General features: G+C 67.5%; 22 protein-coding genes and 1 tRNA gene. 11 read left to right on the forward strand and 12 right to left on the reverse strand.

The genetic code is table 11. The features are described 5' to 3' along the window. From OUA97_RS15840 to OUA97_RS15865, 6 genes are all read right to left on the reverse strand, one after another. A partial coding sequence (locus tag OUA97_RS15840; RefSeq protein ID WP_267232999.1) for a DEAD/DEAH box helicase occupies positions 1-1,201 on the reverse strand: 1,201 nt, incomplete at its 3' end. Positions 1,202-1,427: 226 nt separating this feature from the next. Then, positions 1,428-2,558, reverse strand: a complete 1,131-nt coding sequence (locus OUA97_RS15845) for an acyltransferase family protein (protein ID WP_267233000.1) — start codon at positions 2,556-2,558, stop codon at positions 1,428-1,430. 70 nt (positions 2,559-2,628) lie between these two features. Continuing rightward, positions 2,629-4,686 (reverse strand): DNA topoisomerase IV subunit B, encoded by a 2,058-nt coding sequence (gene parE, locus OUA97_RS15850; RefSeq protein WP_267233001.1) that lies wholly within the window; start codon positions 4,684-4,686, stop codon positions 2,629-2,631. Between the two features lie 137 nt (positions 4,687-4,823). Next, positions 4,824-7,133: a penicillin acylase family protein gene (locus tag OUA97_RS15855; protein WP_267233002.1), complete on the reverse strand. Its 2,310-nt coding sequence runs from the start codon at positions 7,131-7,133 to the stop codon at positions 4,824-4,826. Between the two features lie 267 nt (positions 7,134-7,400). Next, the gene (gene glnA / locus OUA97_RS15860) at positions 7,401-8,813 is read right to left on the reverse strand and encodes a type I glutamate--ammonia ligase (protein WP_267233003.1); all 1,413 of its coding nucleotides are present in this window, start codon (positions 8,811-8,813) and stop codon (positions 7,401-7,403) included. A gap of 38 nt (positions 8,814-8,851) precedes the next feature. After that, a complete protein-coding gene (locus OUA97_RS15865; RefSeq protein ID WP_267233004.1) occupies positions 8,852-9,190 on the reverse strand; it encodes a P-II family nitrogen regulator in 339 nt (112 codons plus the stop codon). A gap of 243 nt (positions 9,191-9,433) precedes the next feature. Between OUA97_RS15865 and OUA97_RS15870 the strand changes: the two genes are divergently transcribed. The 4 genes from OUA97_RS15870 to OUA97_RS15885 all read left to right on the forward strand — a co-directional run bounded on the left by OUA97_RS15870 (position 9,434) and on the right by OUA97_RS15885 (position 13,887). Further along, positions 9,434-10,969, forward strand: a complete 1,536-nt coding sequence (locus OUA97_RS15870) for an acetyl-CoA acetyltransferase (protein ID WP_267233005.1) — start codon at positions 9,434-9,436, stop codon at positions 10,967-10,969. Between the two features lie 4 nt (positions 10,970-10,973). Beyond that, the gene (locus tag OUA97_RS15875) at positions 10,974-11,543 is read left to right on the forward strand and encodes a histidine phosphatase family protein (protein WP_267233006.1); all 570 of its coding nucleotides are present in this window, start codon (positions 10,974-10,976) and stop codon (positions 11,541-11,543) included. 19 nt (positions 11,544-11,562) lie between these two features. Further along, complete coding sequence (locus OUA97_RS15880) at positions 11,563-13,014, forward strand: NAD(P)H-hydrate dehydratase (RefSeq protein ID WP_267233007.1); 1,452 nt, start codon at positions 11,563-11,565, stop codon at positions 13,012-13,014. A gap of 252 nt (positions 13,015-13,266) precedes the next feature. Continuing rightward, positions 13,267-13,887, forward strand: coding sequence for a LysE family translocator (locus OUA97_RS15885; protein WP_267233008.1), 621 nt, complete (start codon positions 13,267-13,269; stop codon positions 13,885-13,887). Positions 13,888-13,894: 7 nt separating this feature from the next. Here the strand turns inward: OUA97_RS15885 and OUA97_RS15890 are convergent, their stop codons facing one another. Together OUA97_RS15890 and OUA97_RS15895 are read right to left on the reverse strand one after the other, a co-directional pair. Continuing rightward, positions 13,895-14,047 (reverse strand): hypothetical protein, encoded by a 153-nt coding sequence (locus OUA97_RS15890; protein WP_267233009.1) that lies wholly within the window; start codon positions 14,045-14,047, stop codon positions 13,895-13,897. Between the two features lie 53 nt (positions 14,048-14,100). Then, positions 14,101-14,280, reverse strand: a complete 180-nt coding sequence (locus tag OUA97_RS15895) for a hypothetical protein (RefSeq protein ID WP_267233010.1) — start codon at positions 14,278-14,280, stop codon at positions 14,101-14,103. Positions 14,281-14,483: 203 nt separating this feature from the next. Here OUA97_RS15895 and OUA97_RS15900 point away from each other — a divergent pair. The 6 genes from OUA97_RS15900 (at position 14,484) to OUA97_RS15925 (ending at position 19,866) form a co-directional block, all read left to right on the forward strand. Beyond that, positions 14,484-14,568 (forward strand) — tRNA-Leu (locus OUA97_RS15900). Positions 14,569-14,695: 127 nt separating this feature from the next. After that, a complete protein-coding gene (locus OUA97_RS15905) occupies positions 14,696-15,925 on the forward strand; it encodes an MFS transporter (protein WP_267233011.1) in 1,230 nt (409 codons plus the stop codon). A gap of 101 nt (positions 15,926-16,026) precedes the next feature. Continuing rightward, on the forward strand, positions 16,027-17,034 hold the full coding sequence (locus OUA97_RS15910) for an AraC family transcriptional regulator (protein ID WP_267233012.1): 1,008 nt from the start codon (positions 16,027-16,029) through the stop codon (positions 17,032-17,034). Positions 17,035-17,199: 165 nt separating this feature from the next. Then, the gene (gene tig, locus OUA97_RS15915) at positions 17,200-18,558 is read left to right on the forward strand and encodes a trigger factor (RefSeq protein WP_267233013.1); all 1,359 of its coding nucleotides are present in this window, start codon (positions 17,200-17,202) and stop codon (positions 18,556-18,558) included. 161 nt (positions 18,559-18,719) lie between these two features. Then, positions 18,720-19,334, forward strand: a complete 615-nt coding sequence (locus OUA97_RS15920) for an ATP-dependent Clp protease proteolytic subunit (protein ID WP_183770180.1) — start codon at positions 18,720-18,722, stop codon at positions 19,332-19,334. 46 nt (positions 19,335-19,380) lie between these two features. Further along, positions 19,381-19,866: a hypothetical protein gene (locus OUA97_RS15925; protein WP_267233014.1), complete on the forward strand. Its 486-nt coding sequence runs from the start codon at positions 19,381-19,383 to the stop codon at positions 19,864-19,866. Here OUA97_RS15925 and OUA97_RS15930 read toward each other — a convergent pair. The 4 genes from OUA97_RS15930 to OUA97_RS15945 are packed head-to-tail and all read right to left on the reverse strand — an operon-like array spanning position 19,856 to position 21,516. Further along, on the reverse strand, positions 19,856-20,116 hold the full coding sequence (locus OUA97_RS15930; RefSeq protein ID WP_267233015.1) for a hypothetical protein: 261 nt from the start codon (positions 20,114-20,116) through the stop codon (positions 19,856-19,858). The genes OUA97_RS15925 and OUA97_RS15930 overlap by 11 nt on opposite strands. Positions 20,117-20,120: 4 nt before the next feature. Beyond that, the gene (locus OUA97_RS15935; protein WP_267233016.1) at positions 20,121-20,513 is read right to left on the reverse strand and encodes a nucleoside triphosphate pyrophosphohydrolase; all 393 of its coding nucleotides are present in this window, start codon (positions 20,511-20,513) and stop codon (positions 20,121-20,123) included. Continuing rightward, positions 20,510-20,827, reverse strand: coding sequence for a helix-turn-helix domain-containing protein (locus tag OUA97_RS15940; RefSeq protein ID WP_267233017.1), 318 nt, complete (start codon positions 20,825-20,827; stop codon positions 20,510-20,512). The genes OUA97_RS15935 and OUA97_RS15940 overlap by 4 nt, the downstream gene beginning before the upstream one ends. 23 nt (positions 20,828-20,850) lie before the next feature. Further along, the gene (locus OUA97_RS15945; RefSeq protein ID WP_267233018.1) at positions 20,851-21,516 is read right to left on the reverse strand and encodes an HAD-IB family hydrolase; all 666 of its coding nucleotides are present in this window, start codon (positions 21,514-21,516) and stop codon (positions 20,851-20,853) included. Between the two features lie 339 nt (positions 21,517-21,855). On the opposite strand from OUA97_RS15945, the gene clpX reads away from it, so the two are divergent. Further along, positions 21,856-23,118: an ATP-dependent Clp protease ATP-binding subunit ClpX gene (gene clpX / locus OUA97_RS15950; RefSeq protein WP_267233019.1), complete on the forward strand. Its 1,263-nt coding sequence runs from the start codon at positions 21,856-21,858 to the stop codon at positions 23,116-23,118. Positions 23,119-23,145: the final 27 nt, after the last annotated feature.

Raw genomic sequence — 23,145 nt, forward strand, 5'->3', positions numbered from 1 at the left:
GCTCGCGCGGGCCGCCGCGGTCGCGGCTGCTGGCGCGGCGCTCGTCCTTGATCGAGGCGAAGTCGACGCCTTCGAGCACGACCTCTTCCGGGGTCTTGCCGATCAGCTTCAGCACCTTGTCGATGTTCTTCGCGTCGGCGGGGGTGACGATCATGTACGCCTCGCCGGTACGGCCGGCGCGGCCGGTCCGACCAATGCGGTGGACATAGTCGTCAGCGTGGTGCGGGACGTCGTAGTTGAAGACGTGGCCGACCGCCGGGATGTCGAGGCCGCGGGCGGCGACGTCGGAGGCGCAGAGCAGCTTCAGCTCGCCCTTGCGGAAGGATTCCAGGGTGCGCATGCGCGTCGCCTGGTCCAGGTCGCCGTGAATGGCGCCAGCGTCGAAGCCGTGCTTCTTCAGCGACTTGGCGACGATGTCGACTTCGGACTTCCGGTTGCAGAAGACGATGCCGGTATCGACCTTGGCCCGCTCGATCAGCATGCGCAGCGCGGTGCGCTTGGCCTTCGGATCGGAGGTCGGCAGCTTGATCATGTGCTGGGTGATCGTCTCGGCCGTCGTCGCCGGGCGCGCCACCTCGATCCGCAGCGGATCGTTCAGGAACTGCTTGGTCAGCCGGGTGATTTCCGGCGGCATGGTCGCCGAGAAGAACAGCGTCTGCTTCTTGGCCGGGGTCAGCTTGAAGATACGCTCGATGTCAGGGATGAAGCCCATGTCGAGCATGCGGTCGGCTTCATCGACGACCATGATCTGGACGCCGGTCAGCAGCAGCTTGCCGCGTTCGAAGTGGTCGAGCAGGCGGCCGGGCGTGGCGATCAGCACGTCGACGCCGCGATCAAGCTTCAGCTCCTGATCGCCGAACGAGACGCCGCCGATGAGGAGGGCCCAGGAGAGCGTGCGCTTCTGACCCCTGGCGTACTTCTCGAACGAGGCGGCGACCTGGTCGGCCAGCTCACGCGTCGGGGCGATGACCAGCGAGCGCGGCATCCGCGCCTTGGACCGGCCGGCGGCCAGTCGATCGATCATCGGCAGGGTGAAGGCGGCGGTCTTGCCGGTGCCGGTCTGGGCGATGCCGAGGACGTCGCGACCCTGAAGGGCCACAGGAATGGCCTGGGCCTGGATCGGGGTGGCGGTCGTGTAGCCAGTGTCGGCAACAGCCTGGAGCGTCGCGGGCGACAGGCCCAGTTCGGAAAATTCGGTCATTCAGCAGCAATGGGGGCGGAAGGCTCGCCCGAAGACGAGCTAGCGAACCGCGGCGGCGCAGACGGCGATCGTCGCGCGACGCGGAAGATACGGAGACATAGCGTCAAGTCAAACGCGTTCTGCCCCTTGCAGTTCAAGGGCGGGCGCGAGGTTCGTCGATGTAGTGGTCCAAGGCGGGCCGCGGCGCAATCTCTGAGACTGCTTGGCGGGCGGCATCTCGGCGAGGTCAGGCGGCGATCGTCCGGCCCGTGCGGCGGGACGCAAGCCGCGCCACGAGGCGCCGGCCGAGGTTGATGCCGGGCGCCTCCACGTACCTGAACAGCGCCCAGGCGATCGGAACGACGACGGCGCAGGTGGCCAGGACCGCCAGCGGGAAGGTCACCCCAGAACCGCCCGGCAGCTCGCGGATGCGCGTGTAGACCCCGATCCGGTCGAGCAGGAATATGACGTGTGGGTGGCCCAGATAGACCCCGAAGCTGATCTTGCCGAGGAACTGGGTGACCTTGTTGGACAGAACGGCCGGCGGCGCCAGCGCCATCCCGAGGCTGAGGAGGCCGAACGATGCGCCCCAACCTAGCAGCATGTAGAGTATATTGGTCACGGCGCCGGCCCCTGGACCGGCAAAGACCGGGGCGCTTGCCCAGGCCACGACGATCAGCCCGAGCCCCACGAAGGTCGCCGCTGCGCCCCAGCGGGCGGGGGTCTTGAGCAGCAGCTGATAGGCGATGAGGCCGAAGCCGAAATAGGGCAGGTTGAACGTGAGGCCGTGGGTGATGAAGGACGGGTTCAGCTTGAGCTTGTTGACGGCGATCCCATAGACGACGGCCAGTGCGGTGAACGCCGCGGTGAGCAGGATGGCGCGCGGCAGGGTCGAGGCCAGCGCCAGCACCAGCGGAAAGATGGCGTAGAACAGCATTTCGACGCCGACCGACCAGGAGGCCGGGGCGATGCCGTCCACCATGGTTGGGCTGAGATTGAACAGGAAGCCGATGCAGAGCAGCAGGCTGCGCCAGGAAGGCTGCTCGCCGCCCAGATAGGCGATGATCCCCAGCTGGGTCAGGATGGCGAGGTAGTAGAGCGGCGCGATGCGGAACAGACGGCGCAGATAGAATTCGTTGATCTGCGGACCGGTCGAGAGCTTTCCAGCATAGCCGTAGGCCAGGCTGAAGGCGCTGACGACGAAGAACAGCGGCACGCCGTAGCCGAAGAACCACTTCATGAACTCCAGGCTCTGCGGCACCGCCGCCTGGGTCAGGTGGATCACGTGGAAGATCACGATCGCGAACGCGGCGTAGCCTCGCAAGGCTTCGACGCCCGGCAGATGCGGGCGATGGGCGTGCGGGTTCGTGACAGGCAAGGAAGCCCCCTAGGATGCGCGAGACATCCTAGGGCTGGATTCGTCCTGTTTGGGTAGCGTTGCGGCTTGCCTACACGTCGAGGTCGTCTGCAGCGAACTCGGCGTTTTCCTGGATGAAGCGGAAGCGCAGCTCGGGCTTGCGGCCCATCAGCGCCTCGACCAGGTCCTCCACGGTCTCCTCGGCGCGGGGCAGGGTGACGCGCGCCATGGTCCGGGTGGCCGGATCCATGGTGGTTTCCTTCAGCTGGCCGGGCATCATCTCGCCGAGGCCCTTGAAGCGGCCGATCTCAGGCTTCTTGCCCTTGTATTCCGTGGCCAGCAGTTCCTCGCGGTGCGCGTCGTCGCGGGCGTAGATGGTCTTGCCCCCGTGGCTCATGCGGTAGAGCGGCGGCAGGGCGAGATAGAGGCGGCCGGCGCGGATCAGCTCCGGCATGGTCCGATAGAAGAAGGTGATCAGCAGCGATGCGATGTGGGCGCCGTCGACGTCGGCGTCCGTCATGATCACGACGCGCTCGTAGCGCAGGTCCTCTTCCTTGAACTTCTTTCCGGGCTGGACGCCGAGCGCGAGCAGCAGGTCGGACAGTTCCTTGTTGGCGACCAGCTTGTCGACCGAGGCCGACGCGACGTTCAGGATCTTGCCGCGCAGCGGCAGGATCGCCTGGGTCTTGCGGTTGCGGGCCTGCTTGGCCGAGCCGCCGGCGGAGTCGCCTTCGACCAGGAAGATCTCGGTGCCGTCGGTGGCCTGGCCCGAACAGTCGGCCAGCTTGCCTGGCAGGCGCAGCTTGCGGGTCGCCGAGGCGCGCTGGACATCGCGGTCGCGGCGGCGCTTCAGGCGCTCCTCGGCCCGGTCGATGACGAACTGCAGCAGCAGGCTGGCGGACTTCGGCTGGGCGGTCAGCCAGTGATCGAAGGGGTCGCGCAGGGCGTTCTCGACCAGGCGCTGGGCGTCCGACGAGGAGAGCTTTTCCTTGGTCTGACCCTGGAATTCCGGGTTGGCGATGAACACGCTGACCAGGGAGCCGGCCTGGGCGACGACGTCCTCGGCGGTGATCAGGCCGCCGCGCTTTTCGCCGGTCAGTTCGGCGTACTGTTTCAGGCCGCGGGTCAGGGCGGCGCGGAAACCAGCCTCGTGCGTGCCGCCTTCGGGGGTCGGCACGGTGTTGCAGTAGGACTGCATGAAGCTGTCGGCCTCTCCGAAGCCGGCCGGAGTCCAGGTGACGGCCCACTCGACCTTGCCGGTTTCGCCCGGGCGCTCATAGCGGCCCGCGAAGGGCTCGGGGGTGACGGTCTCGATGTCCTTCACCCGCTCGGCCAGGAAGTCGGCGAGGCCGTTGGGGAAGCGGAACACCGCCTCGGCCGGGGTTTGGTCATGGATGCGCGAGGGATCGCAGCTCCAGCGGATCTCGACGCCGCCGAACAGGTAGGCCTTGGACCGCGCCATCCGATAGAGGCGCGCGGGCTTGAAGGCGCAGCCCTCGCCGAAGATCTGCTCGTCGGGCAGGAAGGCGATGGCCGTGCCCTTCTTGCGGGTCGCGCCGAGCTTCTCGATCGAGCCCAGCGGCTTGCCGCGGCTGAACGACTGGCGCCACTCAAAGCCGTCCTTCCAGGCGGTGACGTCGACGCGCGCCGACAGCGCGTTGACGACCGAAACGCCGACCCCGTGGAGACCGCCCGAGGTCTCGTAGGCCTTGCCCGAGAACTTACCGCCCGAGTGCAGGACGGTCATGATGACTTCCAGCGCCGACTTGCCCGGATGCTTGGGGTGCGGGTCGACGGGGATGCCGCGGCCGTCGTCCTTGACGCTCAGCACGCCGTCGGCGTCGAGCTTGACCTCGATGACCTTGGCGTGGCCGGCGACGGCCTCGTCCATGGCGTTGTCGAGCACTTCGGCGAACAGATGGTGCAGCGCCCGCTCGTCGGTGCCGCCGATGTACATGCCGGGGCGCTTGCGCACCGGCTCCAGCCCTTCGAGGACCTCGATGTCCTTGGCCGAGTAGCCGCTGGCCGGCTTCTCGGTCAGCACCGCCGGATCGGGGCGCGGCTCATGGCTCTGCGCCAGCGGCGCGGCCGGCGCGGGATTGAGCGCGTCGTCGAAGAGGGAAGCTTGGGGAGTAGAGGCCTGGGACATGCGACCTGAAAATGGAACGATTCGAGACCGCCCCATATGAATCGCGCAGACGTCTAAATCAATGCGACCCCGCGGCCGGCGAAGAGCGCAGGCTTTCCGAAGCGGGCCAGGCGCGGCGGCCTGGCCCCTCGCCGGAGCTATTTCCCCTTGAGCACCAGCGGGGCGCTGGGCTCGTCGGCGGCGATGTCGACCGGATGGAAGGGCAGGCGGTGCCAGCCCTTCTTGGAATACAGCCAGGTTTGGTCGGCGAAGTGCGGCGAAGTCGGGTCGGTGGACTGAGAATAGGACAGCACCGCGTCGGCCACCGGACCCTTGTCGTCGAAGGTCACGACCTGGATGTAGCTGGAGCCGTGATAGGGCACGTAGCCGCCGGCCTTGGCGTTGAAGTGCGCCTGCTGGGCGTTCAGCACCCCGTCCGAGCCTTCGCCGCCGTGGACGGGGATCTTGTGTTCGCCGCGGATCGCGAAGTGATGGGCGCCGTAGGGAGCGTCGAGGGCGATGTTCTGCTTGGCCATGAGCTCCACGGCGCCGGCGAGCGCCTGGCGCAGCTTGGCGACGGTGTCCGGATCGGTCTTTAGGCCGCGCGGGGTGTGCACCGGATCGGCCGCGTCGAACGGCGTGACGTAGAGGTCGGCGATCTTCTGGGCCTGGCGCCAGTACTCCATCCACAGCAGGGCGCCGACGCTGTCGTTGTCCATCCGCCGGTCCCACCTGGCGAGGATCGCGCAGGCTTGGGAGATGTCGACGCTCTTGCCGTCGGCCAGGGCGACCGCGCCGCCGGTCCCGCAGGCCTTGAGCGTGTCGTCGAGGAAGAGCTCGGCGGCGTGGTTCTTGTTCCAGAACAGCATGGTCTTCACCGCCGCCTGGTCGAAGCCCTTGCCCGGGAGGCCGTCGGTTCCCGCCAGCCGAGCGTCTATCTCGACGATGCCCGAGCGGGTGCGCAGGTTCTGCGGGATGTCGGTGAGGCCGACGATCGGCGAGACCGCGGCCATCGGGGCCTTGGCGTTGGTCAGCCAATAGCTGTCGTTGCTGTTGGCGACGTAGTCCTGACGGATCATCGAGGGCATGGTCGCCCCCGCCATCAGTCCGGGCGAGCCCCAGTCGCAGGCGGCGCGCGAACCGTCGAGCACGTAGATGCGCGAGGCGGCGGCCAGGTTGGCGGCGGCGGGGCTAGGCGCGCAGGTCTTCAGCTTTTCGGCCGAGACGTCGGGCGTGGCGGTGATGTCCGCGTAGAGGGCGTCGCCATGGCGGTCGGCGGCGATGGTGTTGACCCAGGGGATGCCCAGCGACTTGGTGATGGTGTCGCGGATTTCACCCACCGAACGGGAGCGGGCGATGTCCAGCCACGTGCCGGCCGAGGCGCTGTTGCCCTTGTTGGCGTCGCGCAGGGCGTAGGCGGTCTTGGTCGTCCAGGCCAGGCCCGCTTGCGGCATGACCACCACCGGACCGTAGAGCGTCGAGTAGTAGGTGCGGGTCTGCTGGCCGGCGGGGGTGTCGATGCTGACCGTCTTGCGCTCCATGACGTGGCGTTTGCCGTCGACGAGGTAGGCGGTCGGGTCGGCCGGATCGAGGGCCAGCTCGAACAGGGTGAAGTGGCGGTCGGTGGAGACGGTGTGGGTCCAGGCCACGTCCTTGTTGAAGCCGATAGACAGGCCCGGGGCGCCGGCGATGGTCACGCCCATGGCGTCGAACTTGCCCGGGATGGTGAGGTGGACCTGGTAGAAGCGATTGGTGGTCTCCCACGGGAAATGCGGGTTGCCGAGCAACAGGCCTGACTTGTTGGTGGTCACGTCGCGGCCGAACGCCCAGCCGTTGGAGCCCAGGCCGATCTGCTCGGCCATGTTCGGCAGGCCGACATTGGCGGCGGCCTTGGCCGGGGCGGCTGCGGCGGGCGGCGCAGCGGCGTTGGTCTGGCGCAGCCACGCCCCGCCGCTCGCCTGGATCATGCGCTCCTCGTTCAGGCGCACCATGTCGTCGACGGTGATCGGCCGCACCCAGGCGCCGTCGCGGCAATCGGCCGGGCGCTTGTCCTTCGGCGTATCGGCCAGGTAGCGGTTGAAACCCGCGACATAGCCGTAGACCAGGTTGCGATAGTCCGCCGGCCCCTTGTCGAGCTTGGCGCGCAGGGCCGGGACGTCGATGTTCGAGCGGAAGAAGAAGTCGCTCTCGAGGTTCTTGATGTCGGTGAAGGCGACAACGTTGGTCGCGTCCGCGCCGAAGTGCTTGGTCCGCTCGCCGTTCACGGTGGTGATCTTATCGGCCAACAGGCAGAGGTTGTCCTGGGCGAAGGCGTAGGCCTGACCATAGCCGAGTCCGCCGAAGTCCTTGGCCGTCACGTGCGGCACGCCGTACTTGGTGCGCATGATCTGCGCCTCGTAGGCGGCGGCGTTGGAGGCGATTCCCACGGCCAGCGCGCAGGCGGCCGTGCTCAGAAGCAGCTTATTCATGGCGTTTCCCCGACTTTGTCCCCTGCTGAAACGCAAGGTTGTGGCGGGATGACGCGCTGACTGAACCAGTTTCGTCAACGCCAAGCTTGCTGGGGATGCGAAAAGGGCCGCGGATTGATCCGCGGCCCTTCCGATGTTCGCCTCACACTAAGAGATCAGGCGGGCATCGCCCGATCTCTGAATCGTGCTCGACCCTTCAAAGCGCAGAGCGGGTTGCGGGCGGAAGACCGCTTTTCAGTTCTCCTCAACCCGCTCAGGGCGCTTCGATCAGCACGAATAGTACATGTCGAATTCGACCGGGTGCGGATGCAGCTGGAGGCGCATCACTTCCTGCATCTTCAGTTCGATGTAGGAGTCGATGAAGTCGTCGTCCATGACGCCGCCGGCCTTCAGGAAGGCGCGGTCCTTGTCCAGGTTTTCCAGGGCTTCACGCAGCGAGCCGCAGACTTCCGGAACCTTCTTCTGCTCGCGCGGCGGCAGGTCGTAGAGGTTCTTGTCTTGGGCGGCGCCCGGGTCGATCTGGTTGATGATGCCGTCCAGGCCGGCCATCAGCAGGGCGACGAAGGTCAGGTAGGGGTTGCCCATCGGGTCCGGGAAGCGGGCTTCGATGCGCTTGGCCTTCGGCGAGTCGACGTGGGGGATGCGGATCGAGGCCGAGCGGTTGCGGGCCGAGTAGGCCAGCTTCACCGGGGCTTCGTAGCCGGGCACCAGACGCTTGTAGGAGTTGGTGGTCGAGTTCGAGAAGGCGTTGATGGCCTTGGCGTGCTTGATGATGCCGCCGATGTACCACAGGCACATCTGCGACAGGCCGGCGTACTTGTCGCCCGCGAACAGCGGCTTGCCGTCGGCCCAGATCGACTGGTGCACGTGCATGCCCGAACCGTTGTCGGCGAACATCGGCTTGGCCATGAAGGTCGCCGACTTGCCGTAGGCCGCGGCCACGTTGTGGATGACGTACTTATAGAGCTGCATCCGGTCGGCCATGACGATCATGGTGTCGAACTTCAGGCCGAGTTCGTGTTGGGCCGGCGCCACTTCGTGGTGGTGCTTTTCCGGCTTCATGCCGAGTTCGCCCATGACCGCGAGCATTTCGCCGCGCAGGTCCTGGCAGCTATCGACCGGATTGACCGGGAAGTAGCCGCCCTTCGGGCCCGGGCGATGGCCCATGTTGCCTTCCGGATACTCACGGCCGGTGTTGGCCGGCAGTTCGCTCGAGTCGTACGAATAGCCGGTGTTGTGCGGCTGGGTGTTCCAGCGAACGTCGTCGAAGATGAAGAACTCGGCTTCCGGGCCGAAGAACACGGTGTCGCCGATGCCAGAGGCCTTCACGTAGTTCAGCGCGGCCTTGGCGATCGAGCGCGGGTCGCGGTTGTAGGGGGTGCCGGTGTCCGGGTTCACGATGTCGCACATCAGCGCCAGGGTGGTCTGCTGATAGAACGGGTCGATGATCGCGGTTTCGAGGTCGGGACGCAGCTTCATGTCCGACTCGTTGATGGCCTTCCAGCCGGCGATCGACGAGCCGTCGAACATGGTGCCGTCGGTCAGGAACTCTTCGTCCACCAGGTCGATGTCGAAGGTCACGTGCTGCATCTTGCCGCGAATGTCGGTGAAGCGGACGTCGACGTATTTGACGTCCTTTTCCTTGATCTGATCCAGAATGTCCTTGGCGGTGACGGCCATGGTCTTATCCCCTTGAAGAAGTCCGATAGCTAAAGTCGTTAGACGGCTGCGGCGCCGGTTTCACCGGTGCGGATGCGCAGAACGTCGGTGATTTCCGAGACGAAGATCTTGCCGTCGCCGATCCGGCCGGTTCGGGCGGCGCCCACGATGGCTTCGAGAGCGGCTTCGAGCTGGTCGTCGGACACGACGACTTCGATTTTGATCTTCGGCAGGAAGTCCACGACGTACTCGGCGCCGCGGTAGAGTTCGGTATGGCCCTTCTGGCGGCCGTAGCCCTTGGCCTCGATGACGGTCATGCCCTGGACGCCCAGCTCCTGCAGGGCCTCCTTCACCTCGTCCAACTTGAACGGCTTGATGATGGCTTCGATCTTTTTCATTCCAAGCTCACTGGCCTCACTCGATGCGCGGCGCCGCCGAAGCGGTTGGCGGCTACGAGCACGCTCCGGAGCGGAGTCACAAGAGGGATGGGCTTGCGGTTCCGTCGCGGGAGCATGCGATGATGTGAATGATGCCTTTTTAGGCGCCCGGCGCCCAAATCACGATCATTGCCGGAAACATACTGTTCGCGTCTGTTCGGCGGCCCCCGTGGCGGCCGATCAATCGCCGAGGGGAGGGAAATGATGGACGAGCGGACCCCAGTTCTCATCGGAGCGGGCCAATTCACCTATCGGGGCGATCCGGCGTCTTCGCCTTCCCCGACGGCATTGCTGAAGATTGCGGCGGAACGCGCCGCGCAGGACGCCGGCCTCGATCCGGAAAAGCTCTCGAAGATCGATACCTTGGCGGTGGTCGGCTTCACGATCGATGCGCCCGGGGGCGGGCGGCTGGTGCCGCACTCGACCAATCCGCCGGCCACCTTGGCCAAGCGCATCGGGGCGCAGCCGCGGCACGCCGTCTATTCCCACATGGGCGGCAACAGCCCCCAGCAGCTGGTCAACATCGTCAGCGAGCGCATCGCCAAGGGCGAGACCGACCTGGCCCTGGTGGTCGGGTGCGAGTTTCTCGGCTCGGCCACCAAGCGGCTGACCAAGGGCCTGGGCTTCGCTGACTGGGACGACGCTGAGGAGTTGCCGGCGCCGGAACGGATCGGCGATCCGCGGCCGGGCGTCACGGCCTACGAGGCCAAGCACGGCCTGGGCCGGCCCATCAACTGCTACCCGCTGTTCGAGAACGCGCTGCGGGCGCGAGACGGACGCTCGATCCCCGATCACCAGAAGCGGCTGGGCGAGCTGTTCGCGCCGTTCACCAAGGTCGCTGCGCAGAATCCGGAGGCTTGGTTCCCGGTCGAGCGTTCGGCGGAGGAACTGGTCGAGGTGACCGACCGCAATCGCATGGTCGGCTTCCCCTACACCAAATACCTGAACGCGATCATGGAGGTCGACCAGTCGGCCGGGGTGCTGGTCGCCAGCCTGAAGACCGCCCGTGAGCTCGGCGTGGCCGAGGACAAACTCGTCTATCTGCACGGCTGCGCCGACGCCTCGGACCTCTGGTATCCGCTCGACCGCCAGAACTTCCATTCGAGCCCGGCCATGCGGCTGACTGGCAAGCGGGCGCTGGAGATGGCCGGCGTGAGCCTGGCCGACATCGGCCACATCGACCTCTATTCCTGCTTCCCGGTGGCGGTGGAGGTCGGCGCGGAGGAACTGGGCCTGGCGCTGGACGATCCTCGCGGCCTGACGGTCACCGGCGGGCTGCCCTATATGGGCGGACCCGGCAACAACTACGCCATGCACTCGATCGCAGTGATGATGCAGCGGCTGCGGGACGACCCCGGATCCTACGGCTTGGTGACCGCCAACGGCTGGTTCCTGACCAAGCAGTCGACCGGCGTCTATTCGACCGCCCCGCCCAAGGGGCCGTTCGACCGGCAGGATCCGAAGATCATCCAGGCTCAGATCGACGCCCTGCCGCACCCGACTGTCATCGAAGAGCCAAAAGGCGCGGCCACAATCGAGACCTATACTGTGGTGCACGGGCGCGAGGGGTACATGATGGGGATCGTCGTCGGCCGCGACGCAGAGGGCCGCCGTTTCGTGGCCAATACGCCCACGGACGAGGCGACGCTGGCTGGACTAGAGGCTAAGGAAGCGGTCGGCCGCACCGGAACCGTCAGCCGTTCCGAGGACGGAAGCCGCAACATCTTCGTACCGGATTGATCTGATGTCCCGACTGTACCTGATCCGCCACGGCAAACCGGCCGCCGTTTGGGGCGAGGCCGACGAGGACCCCGGTCTGGACGCGGCGGGTCAGGCGCAAGCCGAGGCCGCGCGCGACCATTTGATGAGCTTGCCGGAGGCTGATCGCCCCCGACGAGTCTTCAGTTCGCCCCTGCGGCGCTGCCGTGAGACCGCCGCGCCGACCGCGGCGGCGCTGGGGGTTGAAGTCGAGATCGATCCCTTCGTCGGCGAGATTCCGACACCTAAGGGGCTCAGCGCCGAAGAGCGGCCGGCTTGGCTGCGCGGCGTCTTCCAGGGCCGCTGGAAGGACGTCGAGGGCGACCTCGACTACGAGGCTTGGCGCGGCGACGTCGTGAAAGCCTTGCAGGCCAAGGGCGGGGCGGCGGTGTTCTCGCACTATGTGGCGATCAATGCCGCGATCTCGCATCTGGATGGCGACGAACGCGTTCTCGTCTTCCGCCCCGATCACGCCTCGATCTCGACCCTTGAAACCGACGGCGAGCGCTTGATCTTGGTGGAGCGGGGGCGCGAAGCCTCTACGCAGGTCCTGTAGGGGCAGACGAGGAGCGGCCGTGGCTGCGCGCAAGATTCTCACGGTCGCGGAAATCGCCGCGGCCGACCGTTCGGCCATCGCGGCGGGCACACCCGGATCCGAATTGATGGAGCGCGCCGGCGCGGCCGTCGCCGACGCTATCGCCGAGCGCTTCTCGCAGCGTTCGGTCTGCGTGCTTTGCGGGCCGGGCAACAATGGCGGCGACGGCTATGTGGCCGCCAGGCTGCTCAAGGCCCGCGGCTGGCCGGTCGAGGTGCGGGCGCTGGCCGAGCCGCAGAGCGCCGACGCGAAGGCGGCGGCCGCCCTCTGGGACGGCGGCCTGAGCGCCTGGGACGCGCCGCTGGAGGCGCGTCTCTACATCGACGCCATGTTCGGGGCGGGGCTGGCGCGGCCGCTCAACGGCGAGGCGGCGATCATGGCCGGGCGGCTGGCCGCCCATCCCGAGAGCGTGGTGGCGGTGGACGTGCCGTCGGGCCTGCCGGGCGACACGGGCGATCCGCGCGGCCCGGTGGTGGTCGCCGGCCTGACGGTGACCTTCCACGCCAAGAAGCCCGCCCACGTGCTGCAGCCCGGGCATGAGCTCTGTGGCGAGGTGGTGGTCGCCGACATCGGCCTGGCCGAGACGGCCAGCGACCTGATCGAGAACGGCCCGGAAGCCTGGCTGGCCCGTTTCCCGTGGCCCAAGCCCAATTCCCACAAGCACGCGCGCGGCCGCCTGGTGGTGGTGTCGGGCGAGGCCTGGAGCACCGGAGCGGCGCGCTTGTCGGCGCGGGCTGGGCTGCGGATGGGAGCCGGCGTCGTCACCCTGCTGTCGCCGAGCGAGGCGCTGTCGGTGAACGCCGCGCACCTGGAGGCGGTGATGCTCAAGGGCTTCGACACTGAGGCCGAGCTCGAGCAGGCCGCCGCGGACGTCGACGCCGCCATCATCGGCCCGGCGGCGGGGGTTACCGAGAACACCCTGGTCAACGTCCTGGCCTTGGCGCGGACCGGCGCGGCGCTAGTCATAGACGCCGACGCCATCACGGTCTTCCGCGACGATCCCGAGGAGCTGTTCTCGGTGCTCGACGTGGATGACGTGCTCACCCCGCACCCGGGTGAGTTCGAGCGGCTGTTTCCCGGTCTGTTGAAGGAGGCGCCGGACCGCATCGCTGCGGCCCGCCGCGCGGCGCGACAGGCCGACGCCATCGTCCTGTTGAAGGGCGCCGACACGGTCATCGCCGCCCCGGACGGACGCGCCTGCGTCAACGCCAACGGCTCGCCGTGGCTGGCGACGGCAGGCTCGGGCGACGTGCTCGCGGGCTTCATCGGCTCGCTGATCGCCCAGGGTATGGAGAGCTTCGAGGCCGCCTGCGCGGGCGCTTGGATCCACGCCGAGGCGGCCGAGCTGCATGGGCCGGGCCTCATCGCCGAGGACCTGCCGGGCCTAGCGCCGAGCGTCCTGCGCCGGCTCTACGAAGGACGCCTCGGCTAGACGGTGGCCAGGCCGCGCGGGGCATGGTAACGCCCGTCGTGATGACCTCGAACCTCCAACGCGCAGCCGCCATCGTGGCTATCGGCCGTCCGGTAATCGCCGGGCGGATGATCATGCGTGTTTGGGAGGGCAGGGGCGTCTAGGGTTCGAATCCGAACCTGACGCACAGCAGAAAACCCCTCCCGGCGACGGGAGGGGTTTTGCTTTTGGGGCCCATGTCCGTCGCCGGATCGCCATCCGATGGAGACTCCCATGTCCTCGCTTACTCCCGAACTTCTGGCGGCGCTGGCGCTGTTCGCCTTCGTCTCGTCGATCACGCCGGGGCCGAACAACACCATGCTGATGGCCTCGGGCGCCAATTTCGGCTTTCGCGCCTCGATCCCGCACATGATCGGCGTCTCCGGGGGATTCCTGTTGCTGGTGGTCGCCGTGGGGCTGGGACTGGGCGGGCTGTTCGCGGCCTATCCGGAATTGCATGATGTGCTGGCCGTCGCGGGCGGGCTCTACCTGCTCTGGCTCGCCTGGAAGATCGCGACCTCATCGGGACTCGGCATGGGGGAGGCGGGGGCTCGGCCGCAGACCTTCCTGCAGGCCGCCGCCTTTCAGTGGGTCAATCCGAAGGCCTGGGCGATGGCGCTGGGCGCGGTGACCGCCTATGCGCCACGTGACGGGTACGTGGCGAACATCCTGGTGGTGTCGGTGATCTTCACGGCGATCAACCTGCCGTGTGTCGCCAGTTGGACCGGATTCGGCGTCGGCCTGCGGCGTTTTCTCGACCGGCCGGCCGTTCTGCGAGCCTTCAACGTCGGGATGGCGCTGTTGCTCGTCCTATCGCTGGCGCCGGTGGCGCTGGAGCTGTGGGGCGCGCGCTAGCGCGCCGTCAGCCCGCGCCCGACAACATTCCGATGAAGGTCGCGATCGAGAATCCGGCGAACAGACCCGAAACGGCCAGCAGGAGCACAAGCAGCACGGCGTGCTCGGTGCTCCGGCCGGTCGTCTCGTAGGTTCTGCGGCGCTCTTTGATGGTTTCCATGATCCGGCTCCGGTTCGCCGATTGAACGCGATCGCAGCGGCCGGCGTTCCGGGTTATCGCGGCGAGAAGGCCTCGGGCTGACCATCGATCGCGGGCGCTTGGCCGCGGTTCGTCAGTTCCAGCGCCATGCCCAGGGCCAAGAAGCCGCACAGGGCGATGATCGCCAGGGCGCGGCGCCCAACCTGGCCGCGGCGCGCATTCGCACGCGCCTGAAGACGCTCAAGACCGGACATGGGGGAGACTCCGCCTGGACGTCCGCCGGCGACGCGCCGGCAGCCGCGTATCGCGCCCCCGAACCTCGATAACCTCGTCGGCTCGCGCCCGCCACAACCACTCCGCGCGGCGCGTGCGTCCAATGCGCGCGGCTGGCGTTTCGGCGGGGCGCTGCGAGCGGCACTTGCCTTGGCAGGGGGCAACGCCCTATGCAGCGGACGTTGCGGGTGTGGCGGAACTGGTAGACGCACTGGATTTAGGTTCCAGCGCCGCAAGGCGTGGAGGTTCGAGTCCTCTCGCCCGCACCATTGGCTCCTGGTCCTAGGAGCCCGGCGTCCGAGGCGCGCCCGGACGATCGGCCAGTTCTTCCGGATAGGCTGACATTGAGACGCGGGCCGTCGCCGCCTACCTCGGGGCGCTGATCCGGAGTACCTCATGCTTGACGCCCATCCCGCCGACGGGGCCGCCGCGGCCGTCCACGATACCGCCCCGCCCGAGCGGCCCGCCTGGAGCGGGGTCGCCGCGCTCTCGCTCAGCGTATTCGGGCTCGTCACGGCCGAGTTCCTGCCGCCTAGCGTGCTGACGCCGCTGGCGAGCGATCTCGGCGTCAGCCTGGGCGCAGCGGGACAGGCCGTCACCGCCACCGCCGTGGTCGGCGCGTTCGCCGCCCTGCTCGTACCGGTCGTCACCAGCCGCTGGGACCGGCGATTGGTCCTGCTGGGCCTGCTCCTGCTGCTTGGAGTGTCCAACCTGATGACTGCCACGGCGGTCAACCTGCCGATGCTGCTGGCCGCGCGGGTCGTGCTCGGCGTCAGTCTTGGCGGCTTCTGGTCGATGGCTGCTGCGACGACGATGCGGCTGGTGCCGATGCCGGTGCTGCCGCGCGCCATGTCGATCGTCTTCACCGGCGTCACGGTCGCGACGGTCTCGGCCGCGCCGGTCGGGGCCTATGTCGGGGACCTCCTGGGGTGGCGGGCGACTTTCCTGATCGCCGGTCTCGTCGGCGTGGCTGCGCTGGCCTGCCTCTGGCTCACCCTGCCGAGGCTGAAGCCCGGCGCGACTGCGGGCTTGAAGGACCTGGCGGAGGTCGCCGTGCGGCCGCGGGCGATGGTGGTGCTGGCCTCGGTGGTGGTGGTGATTTCCGGGCACTTCGCGGGCTTCACCTACATCCGCCCGGTGCTGGAGCAGGTCGTTCGCCTCGACGTCGCGGCGATCTCGCTGGTTCTGCTGGCCTTCGGCTGCGCCGGGTTCATCGGCAACTTCGTCGGCGCCTTCCTCGCCGAGCGCGACCCGAAGCTCGCGATCATCACCGGCTCGGGGCTGATGAGCGCCGCCATGACCGCCCTGGTGGCGCTCGGCGCGACGCCCTGGCTGGCGGCGGTGGCGCTCACCGTCTGGGGCCTGGCGTTCGCGATGTTGCCGGTCGGGTTCCAGGCCTGGATGGTGGCCGACGTCCCCGACCGGCCTGAGCTCGCCGGCGGGCTGCTGACCGCGGCGTTCCAGGTGGCGATCGCCAGCGGGGCCGTGGCGGGCGGGTTGCTGGTCGACCGTTTCGGCGTGCTGAGCGCCTCGGTCTATTGCGGGGCCGCCGCCGCGGTCGGCGCCTGCCTGGTGCTGGCGCTGCGCCGCCGCCGCATCGCCCATGCGGCCGCCTGCGCCGCCTGACGGTCATCCCGGACGAACGGCGCCGAAAAATGGAGGGGCGGACATGGTTCTTCCGGCAGCGAGCCCACATCTCTGATCGCCCATAGCCTTGGGAGTACGTCGTGCGCACCGCCAGTTTGCAGGCCCAACTCAGTCCGCCGGTCTGCGACCTGCACCGGGCGATGGACGACGATCCGTTGAGCCGGATCCTGCGGGATCTGAGGATCGTAGGCGTCTCCTATGGATGCTGCCGTCTGGCCGCGCCGTGGGGCGTCAACTTCCCGAAGGACGGCGCCGCACGCCTGCATTTCGTCGTCGAGGGCCGTTGCTGGCTGCGGGTCGAAGGGCAGGATCCGATGCCGCTGTCGGCGGGCGACGCCGTGCTGCTGCCCAAGGGTACGACCCACTGCCTGAGCGATACCGAGGAGGGGCGGGCGACCTGCATCTCGGAGATGCCGGTCCGGGTGATCGGCGACCGCGTCTATCAGCTCGAAGACGCCGGGCGGGGCGATGTCGTGCTGGCCTGCTGCAGCGTGCGTTTCCGCGAGCCCTGCCTCAATCCGCTGCTCGACCTGATGCCGGTCGTGGTCTCGGTCGCAGGCGCGCGCAGCGATCCGACCCTCGGCGCCCTGTTGGGGGCGATGGCCGACGAGGTGCTCGACCAGAACATCGGCGCGGCCACCGTGCTGTCGCGGCTGGCTGACGTGGTCATCACCCGACTGATCAGGGCCTGGGTTCGCGACGGCGGCCGCGAGGCAGAGGGCTGGATGGCCGCGATCCGCGATCCGAAGATCGGCCGGGCGCTGGCGGCGATTCACCAGGATCCGGCGCACAACTGGTCGATCGAGATCCTGGCGCGAACCGCGGGGCTGTCGCGGACGATCTTCGCCGAACGTTTCACCCGCGTGCTCGGGGTCTCGCCGGCGCGGTACATCGCACGCTGGCGGATGTACCTGGCGAGCGGCCTGCTGACCGAAGAGGGATTGAGCATCGCCGAGGTCGGCGGACGGCTTGGCTATGAGTCGGGACCGGCCTTCAGCCGCGCCTTCAAGCGGCACCTGGGGGTGTCGCCAGGGGCGCTACGGGGCCGCGGCGGCGAGGGTGCGACCCAGACCGCCAGGGCCGGCTAGGCCTTGCCGCGGCAGGCGGGGCCGTCTTTGCGCTTGGACTAGGGGCTGCGAAATGACATAAGAGCGCCCGCTCGCCGCCGCTCGTTCGGCGGCGACCACCTTTTCACCCCTAGGGCGGACCTGCCGGCGCGAGCCCGCGCCGCACTCCGGAATTCGAGAATGTCGATGCAGATCGTTGAAAAGTCTGGCGAAGGCCTGAGCCGCGTCTATGGCGTGACCGTCCCGGTCGCGGACCTGAACGAGCGGCTCGAGGCGCGGATCGTCGAGATCACGCCCCAGCTCAACATCAAGGGCTTCCGCCCCGGCAAGGTGCCCGCCGCCCACGTCCGCCGCGTGCACGGCAAAGCGCTGATGGCCGAAGTGGTCGAGCAGACGATCTCGGAAACCACCCAGAAGGTGCTGGAAGAGAACAAGCTGCGTCCGGCCAGCGAGCCCGACCTGAAGCCGGAAGGCGACATCGCCCAGGTGATCGACGGCAAGGCCGACCTCTCCTACGAAATCTCGCTGGAGATCATGCCGGACTTCGAGCCGACCGATCTTTCCAAGATCGCCCTGACCCGTCCGGTCTACGAGCCCACCGAGGCCGAGGTCGACGAGGCGCTGGACGAACTGGCCAAGCAAAGCCGCACCTACGAGCCGCGCACCGGCAAGTCGCTGAAGGCCAAGGACGGCGACCAGCTGCTGATCGACTTCGTCGGCCGCATCGACGGCGAAGCCTTCCAGGGCGGCACCGCCGAGGATTCGGAGCTGGTGCTGGGCTCGGGCCAGTTCATCCCGGGCTTCGAAGACCAGCTGGTCGGCGCCAAGCCGGGCGATGAAGTCATCGTGAAGGTGGCGTTCCCGGCCGACTACCAAGCCGCCAACCTGGCCGGCAAGGACGCCGAGTTCACCACCACGGTGAAGGAAGTTCGCGCCCCGGTCGACGCCAAGGCCGACGACGCCCTGGCCGAGCGTCTGGGCGTCGAGAGCCTGGAGAAGCTCAAGGAACTGCTGAAGTCGAACCTGGAGTCGCAGTACGCCGGCGCCTCGCGCTTCAAGCTGAAGCGCGCCCTGCTGGACGTGCTGGACGAGAAGCACGACTTCCCGCTGCCGCCGAAGATGGTGGAAGCCGAGTTCAACGCCATCTGGCAGCAGGTCCAGGCCGACAAGGAACGCGGCGGCCTGCCGCCGGAAGACGCCGAGAAGTCGGACGACCAACTGCAGACCGAGTACCGCAAGATCGCCGAGCGCCGCGTGCGCCTGGGCCTGGTGCTGGCCGAGATCGGCCGCATCAACAACGTCCAGGTCACCGACCAGGAGCTGCTGGACGCCATGCGCCAGGAAGCCATGCGCTATGGCCAGCAGGCCCAGCAGATCTTCGACATGTTCCGCCAGAACGCCGGCATGCAGGCCCAACTGCGCGCCCCGATCTTCGAGGACAAGGTCGTCGACCTGATCGTCGACAAGGCGACCGTGACCGACGAGAAGGTCTCCAAGGACGACCTCCTCAAGGAAGACGACATGCCGGAAGGCTACAGCGCCTAAGCGCTGATCGCCCCTGACGGCGGACGCAGAAATCCCTCCCGGAAACGGGAGGGATTTTCTTTAGGACTATCGGTCACCTTGCGCTGGCCCCTCCGCCACGCGATATCGGAGGGGAACGCGGCTCTGCGCGCAGAGTCGATCAATGAGAGAGGCTTCCCTTTATGCGTGACCCGCAGATCACCGCGCTGAACCTGGTGCCCATGGTGGTGGAGCAGACCAGCCGCGGCGAACGCGCCTTCGACATCTTCTCGCGCCTGCTGAAGGAGCGCGTGATCTTTCTGAACGGCCCGGTGGAAGACGGCATGTCGGCGCTGATCTGCGCCCAGCTGCTCTACCTTGAGGCCGAGAACCCCAAGAAAGAGATCCAGATGTACATCAACTCCCCCGGCGGGGTGGTGACGTCCGGTCTCGCGATCTACGACACCATGCAGTACATCCGCTCGCCGGTCGTGACCCTGTGCATGGGCATGGCCGCGTCGATGGGCTCGTTCCTGCTGATGGCTGGCGAGAAGGGCAACCGCATCGCGCTGCCCAACAGCCGCATCATGGTCCACCAGCCGTCGGGCGGTTACTCGGGCAAGGCCTCGGACATCGAGCGCCACGCCGAGGACATCATCAAGACCAAGCGCCGCCTGAACGAGATCTACGCCAAGCACACCGGCCGCTCGTACGAAGAGGTCGAGGAAAAGCTCGACCGCGACACCTTCATGACCCCGGAAGAGGCCAAGGAGTGGGGCCTAGTCGATCACGTGATCGAGCGCCGCGCCGAAGACTAGAGGCGTCGCCGTGCCCGGTCATGTGCTCGTCGTGGGCGGGACCGGCATGCTGACAGGACTCGTGGAGGCGCTCGCCGGCGACGGCGGGCGCCTTTCGCTTTTGTCGCGTCATGCTTCACAGCATCCGGGCGGCTTCGATTGCGACTACCACGACGAGGCTGGGTTTCGCGCGGCCCTGGAGGCCGCCGTGCGACGTCACGGCCCGATCGACCTGGCGGTGGCCTGGTTCCACACGCTCAAGATCGCCGCGCCGCGGGTGCTGGCGCAGCAGGTGAGGGGGCGGATGTTCCAGGTCCTGGGCAGCGCCACGGCAGACCCGGCGCATCCGCATCGGCTGGCCTCGGCGGCGATCGTCGCCGACGGCCTTGTCGATTGCCGTCTGCGGCAGGTGGTGCTTGGCTTTCGGGTGGTCGGCGACCGATCGCGCTGGCTGACCAACGACGAGATCTCGGCAGGGGTTCTGGAGGCCGTGCGCAGCGACCGGCTTCTCAGCGTCGTCGGCCAGGTGGAGCCCTGGTCGGCTAGGCCCTGAGGCGGGAGGCCGCCGCGGCCAGCAGCCGCTCGCGCCCGGCTGCGGCGGTGACGTCGAACCGCTCGAAGTCCGCGCCCATCGCTTCGCGCAGGTCGGCGAACAGCCCCTTCGGATCTTCGTGGAAGTGCAGGAACGCCTGGCTCTTGCGATAGAACACGCCGCGCTTTTTCTCGACCATGCCGCCCAGGCCTCGAAGCTGGGCCAGCAGGGGCTCCAGTTGGTCGAGCGCGCCTGGGCCGGCATGCTTCATGGCGTCAGTCCTCGCGTGGGTACTGGGTCGGACGGGCCAGATAGTACGCCGCCGCGGGCAGGCCGTCCGCCGCCTCGACCGCAGCATTGTAGACCCGCGCGTCGAAGCCGCCGCGCTCGGCCCGCTTGGCCTGACGGGCGGTCTCGACGTCCTGAAGGCTGAGGCCGTGGACCTGGGCCAGGGCATGAACGACCTCCAGGACGTCGGCCAGTTCGCCGGCGATCTCACCCGGACCCGCGAGCCGTGCTTCGTGGGCTTCCTCGACCAGCTTCTCGCCAAGGGCGACGACGAATTCGGCGTCGTCCAGCCGTCGGTCGAACACCGCCAGTCCTTGGCCGCGCATGATTTCGGGCAGCCGATCGCGGATCAGTTTCTGGACGCGGAAGCGCATGGTCATGGCACGTCGTCGTCGCCGACGACCCCGCCTTCGTCCTCCCAGGCGCCGATCGCCTGGGCCTGCTTGCGGCTGAACTTCAATCGGACGCCCGATCCAAAACCATCGCCGTCATCGATCAGCAGCACGCCGAACGAGTCCAGCGTCAGCAGCAGCTTCTCGATCGCCGGCGTGAGATCCAATGGCGCGTGGCCGGCGCTTTCCAGGGCTTGCAGCGCGGCCACCTCAAGGCCGGCGCGCTGGGCCAGCTTGGCTTGACTGACCCCGGTCAGGGCGCGGGCGGCGGCGATCTGGGCGCCGGAGACGACGGACGTCATGGATCCTCCTGTGGTCGGGCGGTTCAGGGCTTCTCCTGGAAGACCCGGTAGCCGGGCTCGTCGGCGATCGCGAGCATCTCACGATCTCCGCTTGTATCGCCATAGGCCGCGCGCAACCGCACGTCGGGGCCGAACATTTCCTGCAGCCGCCGCACCTTCTCCGGCCCCCGGCAGTTGGGGCCGTCGAACGCGCCGGTCACCCGGTCTCGGGCGTCGAACTTGAGCTCGGTGCCGATCAGCAGGTCAGCGCCCAGGCCGCGGGCGAAGGGGGCGACGATGATCTCGGGCGATGCGGTGACGATGACCAGCTTGGCGCGCCGCTGGCCCCAGCGTCGCCAGGTGCGCAGGGCGTCCGGGCGCAGCATCCGCGGGGCCATGAGTTCGGCGAAGGCGCGAGCGTCGGCTTCAAGCCGTTCGCGCGACACGCCGGCCAGGAATTCGCGCGTGGCGGCCGCCTTGATCCGGCCGCGATTGCGGTGCGCGAGATACGAGATCGCCGCCGGCGCCAGCTTGGCCAGGCCAAGATTGTAGCGTGGTGCGCCGGCGCGCCACTTCAGGAAGGCGGTGTAGCTGTCGTGGGTGGTCAAGGTGCCGTCGAAGTCGAAGGCGACGACACCCGCGTCTTCGATCTGCTCGTCCAAGGATTCCACCTGCGAGGCGCCGATGCGCCGCAGTTGTCGTCTAGCCATAAATCCCCCAACACGCCGCGTTCTGAGACGTGTCAACTCAAGTCATCGCGTCTGGCGTCGGTCCGGCCGTTATGGGAGGGCGGTTTCTGCGCCAGGGCGTCTCACTTGCGCCGTTTGAACACAATCCCATCTAGGGATTCGGACATGCCCGCCATCGGGCGCCCCGCCGCCAAATGTCACTGAAGCATGTCAGAGGCTTGTGATCGTGGCTCGGATCGGGGAATGTCAAGGATTAGACAACCCCGGGCACGTATCCTGCACTGATGGCGTCAGGGACGCCCCTGGGCCGAACGATGGCGTAGACTGCGGTCGGCGCTGTCGAGAGAGTGAGAAAAGAGCATGACCAAGGCCGCGAGCGGAGACTCCAAGAGCACGCTGTATTGCTCTTTCTGCGGCAAGAGCCAGCACGAGGTCCGCAAGTTAATCGCGGGCCCGACTGTGTTCATCTGTGATGAATGCGTCGAGCTGTGCATGGACATCATCCGCGAAGAGCACAAGATTTCCTTCGTGAAGTCGAAGGACGGCGTTCCGACTCCGAAGGAGATCCGTGAAGTCCTCGACGACTACGTGATCGGCCAGGACCACGCCAAGAAGGTGCTCTCGGTCGCCGTCCACAATCACTACAAGCGCCTGAACCACGCGACGAAGAACAACGACGTCGAACTGGGCAAGGCCAACATCCTGCTCATTGGTCCGACCGGCACGGGTAAGACCCTGCTGGCCCAGACGCTGGCTCGAATCATCGACGTGCCGTTCACCGTGGCCGACGCCACGACCCTGACCGAGGCCGGCTATGTCGGCGAGGACGTCGAGAACATCATCCTGAAGCTGCTGCAGGCCGCCGACTACAACGTCGAGCGCGCTCAGCGCGGCATCGTCTATATCGACGAAGTCGACAAGATCAGCCGCAAGTCGGACAACCCCTCGATCACCCGCGACGTGTCGGGCGAGGGCGTCCAGCAGGCGCTGCTGAAGATCATGGAAGGAACGGTAGCTTCGGTCCCGCCGCAGGGCGGCCGCAAGCATCCGCAGCAGGAATTCCTGCAGGTCGACACGACCAACATCCTGTTCATCTGCGGCGGCGCCTTCGCCGGCCTGGAGAAGATCATCTCCGCCCGCGGCCAAGGCACCTCGATCGGCTTCGGCGCCAAGGTGTCGGACCCGGACGACCGCCGCACCGGCGAGATCTTCCGTCAGGTGGAGCCGGACGACCTGCTGCGCTTCGGCCTGATCCCGGAGTTCATCGGCCGTCTGCCGGTGATCGCGACCCTGGACGACCTTGATGAGGCCGCGCTGGTCAAGATCCTGACCGAGCCGAAGAACGCCTTCGTCAAGCAGTACCAGCGCCTGTTCGACATGGAGAACGTCGGGCTGACCTTCACCGACGACGCGCTCAGCGCCGTCGCCCGCAAGGCCATTCAGCGCAAGACCGGCGCGCGTGGCCTGCGTTCGATTCTGGAAGGCATCCTGCTCGGCACCATGTACGAGCTGCCGACCTATGACGGCGTCGAGGAAGTCGTGGTCAACGCCGAGGTGGTGGAAGGCCGCGCCCAGCCGCTGGTCATCTATGCCGAGCGCCGCGACAAGGGCGGCGCCGCCTGAGGCGGTTGAGCGACCAATGATCATGGG

The sequence above is a fragment of the Phenylobacterium sp. 58.2.17 genome (assembly GCF_026411515.1).
Classification (GTDB): Bacteria; Pseudomonadota; Alphaproteobacteria; order Caulobacterales; family Caulobacteraceae; genus Phenylobacterium.